General features: G+C 58.7%; 14 protein-coding genes. 6 read left to right on the top strand and 8 right to left on the bottom strand.

What is annotated here, in order from left to right:
• Positions 1–52: 52 nt before the first annotated feature.
• Together ACR0ID_RS14065 and ACR0ID_RS14060 are read right to left on the bottom strand one after the other, a co-directional pair.
• Complete coding sequence (locus tag ACR0ID_RS14065; RefSeq protein ID WP_267365085.1) at positions 53–754, bottom strand: winged helix-turn-helix domain-containing protein; 702 nt, start codon at positions 752–754, stop codon at positions 53–55.
• On the bottom strand, positions 726–1,013 hold the full coding sequence (locus ACR0ID_RS14060; protein WP_480517881.1) for a hypothetical protein: 288 nt from the start codon (positions 1,011–1,013) through the stop codon (positions 726–728). Before ACR0ID_RS14060 ends, ACR0ID_RS14065 begins: the two co-directional genes overlap by 29 nt.
• Positions 1,014–1,189: 176 nt before the next feature.
• Here ACR0ID_RS14060 and ACR0ID_RS14055 point away from each other — a divergent pair, with 176 nt between their 5' ends.
• The 4 genes from ACR0ID_RS14055 to ACR0ID_RS14040 all read left to right on the top strand — a co-directional run bounded on the left by ACR0ID_RS14055 (position 1,190) and on the right by ACR0ID_RS14040 (position 5,109).
• On the top strand, positions 1,190–1,648 hold the full coding sequence (locus tag ACR0ID_RS14055; RefSeq protein WP_480517879.1) for a hypothetical protein: 459 nt from the start codon (positions 1,190–1,192) through the stop codon (positions 1,646–1,648).
• A gap of 110 nt (positions 1,649–1,758) precedes the next feature.
• On the top strand, positions 1,759–2,376 hold the full coding sequence (locus ACR0ID_RS14050; protein WP_480606324.1) for a ribonuclease HII: 618 nt from the start codon (positions 1,759–1,761) through the stop codon (positions 2,374–2,376).
• 107 nt (positions 2,377–2,483) lie between these two features.
• Positions 2,484–3,587 (top strand): site-specific DNA-methyltransferase, encoded by a 1,104-nt coding sequence (locus tag ACR0ID_RS14045; protein WP_209505001.1) that lies wholly within the window; start codon positions 2,484–2,486, stop codon positions 3,585–3,587.
• A 139-nt stretch (positions 3,588–3,726) separates the two neighbouring features.
• A complete protein-coding gene (locus ACR0ID_RS14040; RefSeq protein WP_480606321.1) occupies positions 3,727–5,109 on the top strand; it encodes an adenylate/guanylate cyclase domain-containing protein in 1,383 nt (460 codons plus the stop codon).
• A gap of 65 nt (positions 5,110–5,174) precedes the next feature.
• Here ACR0ID_RS14040 and ACR0ID_RS14035 read toward each other — a convergent pair whose 3' ends face one another.
• Both ACR0ID_RS14035 and mutY read right to left on the bottom strand, forming a co-directional pair.
• The gene (locus ACR0ID_RS14035; RefSeq protein ID WP_480606318.1) at positions 5,175–6,311 is read right to left on the bottom strand and encodes an alkane 1-monooxygenase; all 1,137 of its coding nucleotides are present in this window, start codon (positions 6,309–6,311) and stop codon (positions 5,175–5,177) included.
• Positions 6,312–6,372: 61 nt separating this feature from the next.
• Positions 6,373–7,428, bottom strand: a complete 1,056-nt coding sequence (gene mutY / locus ACR0ID_RS14030; RefSeq protein WP_480606315.1) for an A/G-specific adenine glycosylase — start codon at positions 7,426–7,428, stop codon at positions 6,373–6,375.
• Between the two features lie 81 nt (positions 7,429–7,509).
• Here mutY and ACR0ID_RS14025 point away from each other — a divergent pair, with 81 nt between their 5' ends.
• Both ACR0ID_RS14025 and ACR0ID_RS14020 read left to right on the top strand, forming a co-directional pair.
• Positions 7,510–8,016 (top strand): DUF721 domain-containing protein, encoded by a 507-nt coding sequence (locus ACR0ID_RS14025; RefSeq protein ID WP_480474162.1) that lies wholly within the window; start codon positions 7,510–7,512, stop codon positions 8,014–8,016.
• Positions 8,017–8,029: 13 nt separating this feature from the next.
• Positions 8,030–8,692 carry a DsbA family protein gene (locus ACR0ID_RS14020; protein ID WP_267365070.1) on the top strand — a complete coding sequence of 221 codons (663 nt, stop codon included), beginning with the start codon at positions 8,030–8,032 and terminating at the stop codon, positions 8,690–8,692.
• Between the two features lie 37 nt (positions 8,693–8,729).
• Here the strand turns inward: ACR0ID_RS14020 and lpxK are convergent, their stop codons facing one another.
• Genes lpxK through ACR0ID_RS14000 form a run of 4 tightly spaced genes read right to left on the bottom strand, consistent with a single transcriptional unit; the run spans position 8,730 to position 13,086 of the window.
• Positions 8,730–9,731 (bottom strand): tetraacyldisaccharide 4'-kinase, encoded by a 1,002-nt coding sequence (gene lpxK / locus ACR0ID_RS14015; RefSeq protein ID WP_480606312.1) that lies wholly within the window; start codon positions 9,729–9,731, stop codon positions 8,730–8,732.
• The gene (locus ACR0ID_RS14010) at positions 9,718–10,956 is read right to left on the bottom strand and encodes a 3-deoxy-D-manno-octulosonic acid transferase (RefSeq protein ID WP_480606309.1); all 1,239 of its coding nucleotides are present in this window, start codon (positions 10,954–10,956) and stop codon (positions 9,718–9,720) included. The genes lpxK and ACR0ID_RS14010 overlap by 14 nt, the downstream gene beginning before the upstream one ends.
• A complete protein-coding gene (locus tag ACR0ID_RS14005) occupies positions 10,953–11,753 on the bottom strand; it encodes an inositol monophosphatase family protein (RefSeq protein ID WP_480606306.1) in 801 nt (266 codons plus the stop codon). Before ACR0ID_RS14005 ends, ACR0ID_RS14010 begins: the two co-directional genes overlap by 4 nt.
• On the bottom strand, positions 11,740–13,086 hold the full coding sequence (locus tag ACR0ID_RS14000; protein WP_480606303.1) for a TldD/PmbA family protein: 1,347 nt from the start codon (positions 13,084–13,086) through the stop codon (positions 11,740–11,742). The genes ACR0ID_RS14005 and ACR0ID_RS14000 overlap by 14 nt, the downstream gene beginning before the upstream one ends.
• Positions 13,087–13,143: the final 57 nt, after the last annotated feature.

Here is a 13,143-nt window from a genome sequence, read left to right as displayed (position 1 = left end):
TTCCAAGAGGCTGCAACGGGAATTTACCGGGTGCGAGCGACGCGTCAAAACATCAGACCATTTGAATGACGTCCTTCTCGATCGACAGCATGTACCCCTTCTTGGCAATATTCTTGACCAGCAGTTCGCTAACCATCTGGTTGCCAAGCGCATCGCGCAACCGTTTGATCCGTGTTGCGCCAGCGGCTTCGTCACAATCGGCAGCATCGCGACCGGAAATCATGGCCTCGATCTGGGCGCCGGACAACACCTCGTCATCCAACCGGGATTCCGCCAGAATCGACAGGGTTTCCATGGCGGCGGGTGTCAGTTTGAAATCCATGTTGTTAAGGTAGACAGTGTTTTCTTCGCGACTGATCAGCAGCGACGTCACCTGAATGCCGGTACGTTCGATCTGCGCCATGCGCCGGTTCAACAAGACCAGCATCACCAGAAAGACCAACGCCGAGATCATCATCGCGCTGGCAAAAACCAGCAACACATAGATCACCATCCGGTAACTGGACAGGGTGTCAGCAAAGGCGGTGCCCGATTGGGCCAGAATTTCAAGCAGGCGAATCTCGGTCTGTGACGTCAGATCGGCCTCGACAAACAGCCGTTCGACACGAGCGTTGAACGCATTTGCGTCCGGCAAGGTCCAGAACAGGAAAACGGCAGCGGTGATCAGAATGACGACAATGGCCGCGATGCCCAGCACAACCAGGCGGACACCCGACCGGCGTGCATCAGAAACGGAGATAGAATTGTCCGGCATTGCCTTTCCTCTGATCCAACCCTTCCGGCCCGAAAACGGACTGCACTTCAAGCAAGGTCCAACCTGATGCGCCCAGGCGCTGGGCGATTTCTGCCCGGGCCTGCCCCTTGTCGCAGTTTGTGACCTGCATGACGCCGTAATGCAAACGCAGCGGGTTGTCCTTCTTGGCTTTGTAGTCCGCATAACAATCTGCCGCTGTCGCAGCAGAACCAAGCGATAACAGGGCCGCAAAGGTCAGAGAAGAGAGGATCTGTTTCATAGGCCGCATCCTGCGCATGAGTTGTCGCGATATTCAATAACCCAAGGGGTTTGCGGCCCCTGATATCCGATAACACCGGGCCGTTATTGCTTGTCTGGGGCAGGTGCCCCCACTTTCAGGGCAATCAGCACGCGGTCCGTCATACGGTCGCACGAACATCCGAAAGGACAGGCATCATGCATAAGAAATTCATCGCTTTGATCATTGCAACCGCAGTTGCGATTACCGGTGTTTCAGCTTCTCAGGCGAAGGCGGCCGACGCAAAGGACATTCTTGGGGGGCTGGCGGCCATCGCAATTATCGGTGCCGGTGTTCATTACTATAACAAGGAAAAGAAAAAGGACCGGGCGACGCGTCAACAGACCTATTCCCATACACCATATGTGGCGCAGCCAGTGCGCCCGTTGCCGCCGCATGTGGCGCGTTACGACCTGCCCCAGCGCTGCCTGCGCACCTATGATGGGTATTCGCAGGATCATCCGCTGCTTGGGCCGAAATGTCTCGAGAAACATTACAAACATGCCAATAGCCTGCCGCAAGAGTGCAAGGTCGGTTTCTGGAATGGCAAAAAGGTCAGGCAGGCCTATGAACCTGCATGCCTGCGCCAGAAGGGATACCGCGTCGTTTATCAGTAGTTTGGGTTGAGCAGGAACGGTGCCAAAGAAGTGCCGTGAGAGAGAGGGTGGTGTGGGCCGTCCTCTCTTTTCTTCTTGCGGTGCTACGCGAAACGCGGTTTTCCAAGGGAATGACAATGCCAAACTTCGAACTTGAGCAGGCGCTGCTGGACATGGGCCACATCCGTATCGCCGGCGTGGATGAGGTCGGGCGCGGCCCATTGGCCGGGCCGGTTGTGGCTGCCGCCGTGATTCTGAACCCGCAGCACTTTCCTGATGGCCTGAATGACTCAAAAAAGCTGACCGCAAAACGCCGGGCTGCGCTGGACGCTGAGATTCGAAACACTGCTGAGTTCGCGGCAGCCGAAGCTTCTGTCGCCGAAATTGATGAGGTCAATATTCTGAGGGCGTCGCACTTGGCGATGATGCGCGCGGTGGAGGCGTTGACCCCGGCACCTGATTTTGTGCTGATTGATGGCAACCTGATACCGCAGGGTCTGAGAATTCCGTCACAGGCCGTTGTGAAGGGCGATGCACGATCGGTGTCGATCGCGGCTGCTTCGATCCTGGCGAAAAACTGGCGCGATCAGGTGATGGTGGATTTAGCGCAACAGCATCCGGGTTATGGGTGGGAAACCAACGCGGGCTATCCGTCAAAACAACACAAGGAAGCGCTGCGAAATCTTGGCGTGACCCCACACCATAGGCGTTCGTTCAAACCGGTGCACAATATCTTGTATCAAGAGTAAATCGTAAGTTGCTGATTCAAAAAAGAATTTGACGGCGAATCGACTTTGACTCATCCTTGTCTCAACCAAATGAGCGCAAAAGCGCCGTGGACACTTGAGGCAGTGATATGACAACAACCACCAAAAAGGGCGCAAAAGCGCTCCCTTTAAACACGATTCTCTCCGGGGACTGCATCGATGTGATGAACAGTCTACCCGAGGCGTCCGTGGATCTGATTTTTGCGGACCCGCCGTATAACCTGCAATTGAAAGGTCAGTTGCATCGTCCGGATAATTCGCAGGTCGATGCGGTGGATGATCACTGGGATCAGTTCGCAAGTTTTGGAGCGTATGACCAGTTTACGCGCGAATGGCTGAAGGCGGCGCATCGTCTGCTGAAACCCAATGGTGCGATCTGGGTGATCGGGTCTTATCACAACATTTTCCGCGTGGGGTCAGCGCTGCAGGATGCCGGATACTGGATCCTGAACGACGTTGTGTGGCGTAAGTCGAACCCGATGCCGAATTTCCGCGGCAAGCGGTTCACCAATGCGCATGAAACGATGATCTGGGCGTCCAAGCGCGAAGGCGCGAAATACACCTTCAACTATGAGGCGCTGAAAGCTCTGAACGAAGGTGTGCAGATGCGCAGCGACTGGGTGCTGCCGATCTGCACCGGGCATGAGCGCCTGAAGGACGAAAACGGCGACAAGGCGCATCCGACGCAAAAACCGGAATCGCTGTTGCACCGCGTGCTGGTCGGCTCGACCAACCCCGGCGATGTGGTGCTGGACCCGTTCTTTGGTACCGGAACCACCGGGGCCGTCGCCAAGATGTTGGGGCGCGAGTTCATTGGTATCGAGCGAGAGGAAAGCTATCGCAAGGTGGCTGAAAAACGCATCGCCAAGGTCCGCAAGTTTGATCGCGAAGCTCTGGAAGTCAGTGCCAGCAAACGTGCCGAGCCACGCGTGCCATTCGGTCAGCTGGTCGAACGCGGAATGTTGCGCCCGGGTGAAGAGCTCTATTCCATGAACCAACGTCACAAGGCGAAGGTGCGTGCGGACGGAACGCTGGTGGGTGACAATGTCAAAGGGTCAATCCATCAGGTCGGCGCGCATCTGGAAAACGCACCGTCCTGCAACGGCTGGACATACTGGTGCTTCAAACGGGACGGCAAGACCGTACCGATTGACATCCTGCGGCAACAGATCCGCGCAGAAATGCACAATTGAATTCACGAACACCGCCGGTGCCTGTGGCCTGACACATGGCACTATGCCTTGCCCCGCCGATCAATCGGCGGGGTCTTTTGTTTTGCCTTCAACAGTGATTGCATAAGGCTGCCAAGCCTCTGCAAGAAAGACCACGGCCATGACCGAGACGACCGCACAGCCCCGCCGAAGCCTGTTTTTCACCCAGCCCGATGCGTTTGATCTGGACAACAAATATACCGAGGCTGCGTTGGAACGGCACAAGCGCGAGGGTCTGGAACTGGCTGTGCGTGCGCGATGGGTGGCGATGGCGCTGACTGCGGTGCTGCTCATTTTTCTGAACCCGCAATGGGAGGTGCTTTGGTATCACTTCATTCTGCTGCTGATCTGCGGCAACGGGTGGTTGATCCGCCGTGCAGGTCGTGTCGGGCAATCGCGGGGCGAGTTGTTTTTGATTTTCGTCGACCTGCTGATCATGACGCTCGGGATGATCGTGCCCAATCCCTTCAGCGATGATGTCAGGCCATTGGCCATGCAATACCGGTTCGACAACTTTCAGTACTTCTTCGTCATTCTGGCCGCAGGCACGTTGGCTTATTCCTGGCGGACCGTGATCGCCATCGGAACCTGGACGGCGATTATGTGGACGATCGGTTGGATCGTTGCGTCGTGGGTCGCAACGCCTATTCCGGGGATCAGCGAAAAAGTTGCTGCCGCCCTGCAAGGCTACCCGGATGTTGCCGAGCTTCTGGATCCGAACAGTTTCATGGCGCCTCAGCGCATCCAGCAGGTGACCGTGTTCATGATGGTGGCCGTGACTTTGGGCCTTTCGATGCAGCGGCTGAACCGGCTATTGATGAGCAACGCAGGGCTGGAACGGGAACGGGCCAACTTGTCACGCTATTTCTCGCCCAACGTGGTAGAGGAGCTGAGTCAGAATGACGAGCCGCTGAAACGGGTCCGAAAAGAGAATGTGGCCGTTCTGTTCATCGACATCGTCGGGTTTACAAAATACGCGGCCGGGCGTGACCCCTATGATGTGATCGAAGTGCTGCGAGGCTTTCACGCCCGCATGGAGACCGAGGTTTTTCGCCACCACGGAACCCTAGACAAGTACCTGGGGGATGGTCTGATGGCGACCTTTGGCACCCCGGTGCCCACGCCGCTGGATGCAAGCAACGCGCTGGGATGCGCACGCGCGATGGTCAGCGTGATTGATCGATGGAATCTGGAACGCCGCCGGGCGGGAGAGCCTGAAATCCGCGTCGGGATTGGGGTGCATTATGGCTCGGTCGTATTGGGCGACATTGGTGCGAACCGGCTTGAATTTGCAGTCATCGGGAATGCCGTCAACGTCGCAGCCAAGCTCGAGGCGCTGACGCGTGATTTACAGGCGCGTATCGTGGTCAGTGATGCCGTGCGCGTGCGGATTGCAGAGGAAAACCAGTCTGCGTCGGTCGCCATGACTGGTTTTGCAGAGCTTACCGATCAATCCGTGCGCGGCGTGGAAACACCGATGGATATCTGGGTGATGAAAGGCTGAGGACCGTACACCCCACCAGAACAGCACCCTAAGCGTCGAGCCTGATGGGCAGGGCTGCGCATCGGTTACGCATCAGATACCGGGTTCAGGGCCTTGTTATACGCGTGCCAATCGGTGATCTCGGGGTAGTACTGGCGTCGCCATTCCCGGACCCGCGGGTTCATGACCCTCCGCCACAGCGGTGGGATCATCGCAGCCACAGTCATGACGGGATAGCCATAGGGCAGTTGCGGTGCCGTTTCGGGCGTGTGGTGTTGAAGCAGCGGAAACCGGCGGTTTGGTTTGTAGTGGTGATCCGAATGGCGTTGCAGATTGATCAGCAACCAGTTTGAAGCCTTCTGTGAGGCGTTCCAGGAATGCCTGGGCAGGACGTGCTCATACCGCCCGTCCCCCAGATGTTTCCGGGTCAGGCCGTAATGTTCCACGTAGTTGACCAATTCCAGCTGCCAGATCGCGACACCGGCCTGCAACAGAAACAGGGCCAGACCTGACCAGCCTCCGATCAGCGACGCCAGTGCCAGCATCCCCAATTGCAACGCCCAGTACCGCCAGAACGGGTTGGAGCGGTCGGTCCAGGGTCGGTCCTTGCGGGCCAGTTTTCCGCGTTCGGCGATGAAGGCCGAGACCAGACTTTGCCGCAACACCCTAGGGTAAAAGCGGTGAAACCCTTCGTTGTATCGCGCCGTCACCGGATCGCGTGGCGTTCCTACATAACGGTGATGGACCAGCAGATGCTCGGACCGGAAATGAGAATAAAGCACCATTGCAAGAAGGATATCGCCCAGCCAGCGTTCCCAACGGCTTTTCTGATGCATCAGCTCGTGGCTGTAATTGATACCGACCGTACCCGAGATAACACCCATGCCAAAGAACAGGCCGATTTTCTCAGGCGTCGAAAGCTGGCTGCCGTGGCTCGCGTACCAGATCAGGCCAAACAGGGTAAGGAACTGAAGGGGTGCCCAAAGCTTGGTCAGCAGGATGTACCGTTGCAGATCGCCGTCCGGCGTCTCGGGGTCCGCATTTTCCACGTTGAGCCCGGTGATCCGGTCCAGCACGGCAAAGACCCACCAGGTCGAGATCGGGATCAGCAAAACCCACCATCCGCCCGCGAAAGCAGTGAACCAGATCAGCGGGATCAACAGCAGGGACACCCAGAAGGGTGATGCTGATTGCCAGCGTGCCAACGAGACTGTTGCGGTCATCTCTGGTGCTCCTGCTAGATGGGAACAGCCTAGCCGCGAGGCCAAGGAATGCACAGCGGTCTTATTGTCCTTTCCACAGATCATAGGCTTTGCGCATCACCGTGGGCAGGTCGCTGGGTTGGAAGCTGTGCTTTCCCACTGCGATCAAGTGTTCGGGAACATCCTGACCGGTGGTTTCCGCGGCCCAGATTCTTAAAATCAGATGAAAATGCGTAAAGGTGTGGCGCACCTCGCCCGGCACCATTTTCCAATCTGCCGCAAGCGGGGGGTGCTCGACCGGATCGTCAGCCCACTCCGTTCCGGGCCAGCCCAGCATTCCGCCCAGCAGACCTTTGTCCGGTCGGCGCTCCAGCAGCATGGCCCCATCTGACATGCGCACAATATAAACGTGACCGCGACGGGTGGGTTTGGGCTTTGTCGGTGTTTTTCGGGGAAGATCAGCCTGTGTTCCCGCGATCCGCGCTTCGCATGGTTCGCGCAGCGGGCAAATGCCACATGCCGGGGATTTCGGCGTGCATATCGTGGCCCCCAAATCCATGACCGCCTGTGCGTAATCACCGGGCCGAGTAGAAGGTGTCAGCGCTGAGGCTTTTTCCTTCAGCAGGGGTTTCGAGCCGGGCAGCGGCGCGTGGATGTCGTAAAATCGGGCCATGACGCGTTCGACATTGCCATCCAGAACCGTTTCAGGCTGATCGAAGGCGATGGCCGAGATTGCCGCAGCCGTATAAGGGCCGATGCCGGGTAACGTCAGCAGCGCATCATATGTATCGGGGAAATGACCATTGTGATCCCGTGTCACAGCGCGGGCGCATTTCAAGAGGTTGCGCGCACGCGCGTAATAGCCAAGACCGGCCCATTCCCCCATGACCTGCTCATCCGGCGCGGCGGCCAACGCCTGAACCGTAGGCCAACGTGTCATGAAGCGCAGAAAGTAATCCCGCACCGCTGCTACAGTCGTCTGTTGCAACATCACTTCGGATAACCAGACCCGATAGGGGTCAGGGCGTACCCCGGCGGCGCGCTCTGCCGGTCCTGTGCGCCATGGCATGGCGCGAGCGTTGTGGTCATACCACTCCAGAAGCGCAGCGCTGGCGGTGAATTCAAAGGAATCACGCAAGTTTTATTCGTCTCCCTGTCAGGTTTCGCTGGCACCCGGTGTTCTGCCTATTACAATAGCGGCGCAGGAGTTGGAAACCAGATGCAACGCAGACGTTCGTCAACCCGCGGGTTCAAGCGCACCGCGTCTTTGCTGAATGACCAGATCAGGCGCGCCGGGGAAAGCCGGGGCTTTGCTGTCTCACGTCTGTTGACCCATTGGGCCGAGATCGTGGGTCAGGATACCGCCGCCATCGCGCGCCCAGTCAGTGTCGGCTATGGCAAAGGCGGTTTCGGCGCGACCCTGACCGTTCTGACCACAGGCCCGCAGGCCCCGATGCTGGAAATGCAGAAGGAACAGCTGCGTGGTAAAGTGAACGCGGTCTACGGCTATAATGCCATCAGCCGTGTCCGGATCACCCAGACCGCTCCGACCGGATTTGCCGAGGGGCAGGCCAGTTTCGACCATAAACCGAAACAGGCAATACCCGAGATTGCACCTGAGATTGCTGCCGAGGCAGACAAAGTGTCACGCAGTGTAAATGATGAAGATTTGCGCGCGGCCCTTGAACGTCTTGGGCGCAACGTTTTATCCAAACAGAAACGCTGAGAAAGGGCTGAGAATGAGCCGTATTGCAACCGTAATCTGCGCGGCCGTCGCCGTGGCCGCTGGCGGCTATTGGGTGTCGCTGTCAAATTCCAACACAAGTTTTCCGCTGGTCAGTGCCGCCGAGGCGCAAGAGGCGGACCTGGATACATCCACAATCATTGACATGGTTCAGGGGGCCGAAGGGGCGCCTGTCGAAATCATCGAATACGCATCCTACACCTGCCCGCATTGCGCGAATTTCCACAAGAGCGCGTATAAACAGCTCAAGAAGGATTTCATTGACACCGGCAAGGTCAAGTTCACCTATCGTGAGGTCTATTTTGATCGCTACGGTCTGTGGGCGTCGATGGTGGCCCGCTGTGCCGGCCCCGAGAAATTCTTTGGCATCACTGATCTGATTTACGAAGGTCAGGCAGAATGGACGCGCGCAGGTGGCCCGGCCGAGATCGTCGATGAACTGCGCAAGATTGGTCGTCTGGCAGGTATTGATGGCGACCAGCTTGAGGCCTGTTTGCAGGATGGCACCAAGGCGCGGACATTGGCCGCGTGGTATCAGGAAAACGCTGAACGCGATGGAATTCAGGCAACCCCGTCCTTCATCGTGAACGGCAAGAAAGTTGACAATCAGTCCTACGCGGACTTCAAAAAGCTGATCGAAGCAGAGCTCGGCAGCTGACCCGAACCCGGCTGGCGCCACCGGGGGCCAGCCTGAGTTACTTTGGTGAAGGGACGGTTTTCAAAAGCATGTCCCTGACCACGTCGGCGTCTGAAATCTGAAGCCGAACCGGCAAAGTGATCACCTTGCTTCGGAAAGCGGGCGGCAGGCGAACGGCGTCTTTTTCGGTGGTGACCATCTGAGCGCTCAGCAAACGCGCCTCGTTTTCCAGCCGGGTCATCAGGGCCTGTGTCAACGGTTGGTGATCGTCCAACGCCTCGGCCCGGACCAGATCCACACCCAACCGACGCAGGGTTTGGAAGAACTTTTCGGGATAGCCGATTCCTGCAAACGCCAACGCACGCGTTTCTGACCAATCCATACCGGTTTGCAGGGGTTCGACTGCCCCGGTGACATGAGGAACGGTCAACCGGTCTTTCCAGTTGTTGGCAAACACCTTTTGTGCCGCCTCTTCACCCAAGGACAGCACAAGGTCGGCCCGTTGCAGGCCGATATCGACCGGCTCTCGCAGTGGACCGGCTGGCAGGCATAATCCGTTTCCAAATCCGCGCTGGGCGTCCACAACGATAATCGAGAAATCCTTGGCGACCGAAGGGTTCTGAAAACCATCATCCAGAACGATCACCGTTGCCCCCGCCGCGGCCGCTGCACGCGCACCCGCCGCCCGATCCTTGGCAACCCAGACCTCGGCAAACATCGCCAGCAACAGCGGCTCGTCCCCCACCTCGGCTGCGGTATGCCTGCCCGGATCGACCTGCACCGGGCCTTCCAGTGACCCGCCATGTCCTCGTGTCACGACATGCGGCTTGTGCCAGGCGTTACCAAGCTGTTCGAGGGTCCAGATCACGGTGGGCGTTTTCCCGGTTCCACCTGCATTGAGATTGCCGATGCAGATCACGGGCACACCGGGATTTTCCCCTGATTTCGAGGCAATCCTGCGGGCAGTCGCCGCTGCATAAAGGCGGCCCAGCGGGGCCAGCAGCCGTGCCCTCAGATCCGGCTGGTCCGGAGGAGTGTTCCAGAAATCAGGTGCCCGCATGATCTGCGCTCCTCTCGTCCAGAATATCCTGCACCATTTCGATGAGGGTGTCTGCCTGCGGCGCACCTTCGGTGATTATCTGCCATCCTGCCAAAGCCATTTCAGCGGCGCGGTCCGGTGCCAGAAGCTGTACGACGGCATCGCCCAACTCGGTTGCTGACTTGACCTCCTTGGCTGCGCCTGCCTGTTGCAGGTGGGCGTAAAGCTCGTGATGGCGATGCACGAATGGTCCTGAAATTATGGCAGACCCCAGCGCGATTGCGTCGGACGGGTCCTGACCGCCTGCACCGCGTTCCAGTGAACTGGCCATGAACGTCACTGCCGACACACGGTGCCACAACCCCAGATTTTCTGGGTCCGCAGTCAGAACGACCTGCGTGCTGTCTTCGATCAAGTCGCCATCGTCCCAGTTAACACAGCGTAGATCCATCGCCTCCAGCCTCCGTTTTAGGGGGGCAGCTTCGTGAACGTCGGCGACGTGAAGTACAAGAACCAGCCGGTGCAAAAGGCGCAATGCCTGACGATGTGCTGTCAGAACCGAAATGAACTCTTTGTCCTGCACCCAGGCAGCCAACCAAACAGGTCGCCCTGCAAGCGTGTGGTTGGTTTCGATCAGCTCGTCTTCTGGCCAAGGTCTTGGATTTGGGCTGATGCGCAAAGGCGGCGATTCTTCGACTGTTGAAAACGGGATGCCAAGTCTCCGGATGTGACGGGCGGTTTCAGAATTTGCAGTCAGTATCTTGCGAAAGCAGCTAAAGGTCACTCTGGTTATGTCTGGCAGCCAGCGCGCGTTCCGGGACAGTGCAACGGTAAACTGGGCGTCAAACAACACAAGGGGTACAGCCTGTTCATCGGCTCGGGTTATGATGTTGGGCATCAAATCACCGCCGACCCAAATCCCGATACCTGGGCGCCAGTACTCGATAAAGTCACGCGCGGCCCCGCTCTGTTCCTGAGGCAGGTTGATCAGGGGAAAGCTGCATTCCGGCCAGGCAGACAGATCCGCGTCCGGCGGAGCGGTCAGTAGAAAATGCAGCTTGGATCGGGACTGAAGCAACCGGCGACAAAAATCACTCACCGCCCGCAGGCGGTCTGGCGTGGCGACGTGCATCCACACGACCTCGCCTTCGGGGCGTGGCAGGTCGGTTTTTACACCAACGCCGTTCCGCATTCTCCAGGACAGCACCCGATAAGCGGCAAGGCTTAATGAGCGCGGTTTGCTCATGCGCCGATTCCGGGCCCGATCGGGTCCAGCTGAGCAGACAGTTGCGCGTGGATCGCAGTGCTGGCGGCGATAACGCCATTCAGCCTGGGGTGGGCATTGTTGAAGATCAGCGGTTGACCCAAACGGTCTGAACAGACGCCGCCTGCCTCTCGGATGATCAGATCACCAGCGGCAATGTCCCATTCCCAGCTGGGGCGAAGGGTCAGCATGGCGTCGAACCGCCCCTGCGCGACCAGCGCCATGCGATAGGCAAGCGAGGGTCGGTACGCGCGGTGGAAGGCTGGAACATTCTGATTGCGCCAGTGCTGTGCGTCCAGATTTGGTTTGGCGGCCAGAACCTGCGACTGCAATAACTCAGACGTTTTCGACGTCGTGATCTTTTGCCCGTTGAGAGTTGCGCCCTGACCTTGCGCGGCAGCATAAAGCAAGTCGCGCATCGGCAGATAGATTACGGCGGAAGTCACAATGCCATCCACTGCAACAGCCAGCGAATGCGCCCAGGTGCGCGCGCCTTCGGTAAAGCTGCGGGTGCCGTCAATCGGATCGACGATAAAGGCATTGCTGCGGTCCAGCCGCTCGGGCGAATCCTCGGATTCCTCGCTGAGCCAGCCATAGCCCGGTCGCGCAGCGCACAGCTTTTCTTCCAGCATCGCGTTGACGGCCAGATCGGCCTCGGTCACCGGACCGGCGCCACCGGGTTTGTCCCAACGCTGTGCCTGCGTCCCGGAATAGCGTGTAGCGATCTTGCCGGCCTCAATCGCGGCCTCAATCAGAAGGGGCAGATCAGTTGCCGGCAAGTGTCATTCCTTCGATCAACAGCGACGGGACCACGCGCGACAAATATGGGCGGGCGTCATTGGCGGGAATGATCCGCCGCAGCATATCACGCAGATTGCCTGCGATTGTGCATTCATTGACGGGATGCGTGATCACACCGTTTTCGACCCAAAAACCTGATGCACCACGGGAATAGTCGCCCGTATTGGGGTTGATCGTCGATCCGATCATGGACGTGACCAGCAAACCGGTGCCCATATCGCGCAACAGATCGTCGCGACTGCGGGTTCCCTGCGTAAGGCTCAGGTTCCAGTTGCTGGGTGAGGGTGGGCCGGACACACCGCGCGCAGCGTTGCCTGTTGAGTCCATTCCCAGCTTGCGGCCACTCGACAGATCCAGTGTCCAGCCCGTCAGGACACCGTTTTCCACGATCACCCGGCGCTGCGTGGGCAGACCTTCGGCATCAAATGGGCGCGAGCCAGAGATACGCGGGCGGTACGGATCTTCGATCAGTGACAGATGCGCGGGCAGCACGTCTTGCCCCAGGCAATCCTTCAGCCAAGACGCGCCGCGCGCAATCGCGGCCCCATTGCTGGCGGCCAGAAGATGCCCGATCAGCGAAGACGAGATACGTTCATCAAACAACACCGGGAAACTGCCGGTCGCCGGTTTGCGCGCGCCAACCTGTTGCACAGCGCGTTCCCCTGCTTTGCGCCCAATCTCAGCCGCGTCGCGCAAGTCGGATTGAAACGTCCGGCTGTCACCGTCATAGTCGCGCTCCATCCCGGTGCCTTCACCCGAGATCGCAACGCATGAGATGGATCGGCTGCTGCGCTCATACCCACCGGAAAACCCGTTTGTAGCCGCCAGATGCACCCGGTGCGTTCCGTAGCTTGCAGCGGCATCCGACACCTGCGTGACGCCTTTTACTGTCAGTGCTGCGGCCTCGGCGGCCAGCGCATCCTGCATCAGGCTTTCTGCGGACGGGGCCGGGGCGGAGTCCAGCAATTCCAGTGGCTGAATATCCCAGTCACAGGCCAGTTGGCTTTTGTCCGCCAGCCCGGAATAGGGGTCCTCGGGCGCTTCTTTTGCCATGGCCACGGCGCGTTCGGCCATCGCCGCAAGGGTTTCCGGGCGGCTGTCACAGCTGGACACAATGGCTGACCGCTTGCCCAGAAACACACGCAACCCCAGATCAGCGCCTTCCGAGCGTTCCGCATGTTCCAGTGCTCCGCCCCGCACATCGACCGAGACCGAGGACCCTTCGAGAACGATGGCATCTGCCGCTTCTGCGCCTGCCCGGCGAGCAACATCGAGCAATTGTTGGCTGATTTCTTCTGGTGAGCGGGTCATGAGGTCTCCGGGTTGATTGCCAAGGACCTAGCCTTGCACCGCCCGCCCCGCAAGACC

The sequence above is a fragment of the Ruegeria sp. AL2 genome (assembly GCF_056540845.1).
The sequence above is the reverse complement of the archived record's forward strand: the minus strand, read 5'-3'. Positions and strand labels throughout refer to the sequence as shown.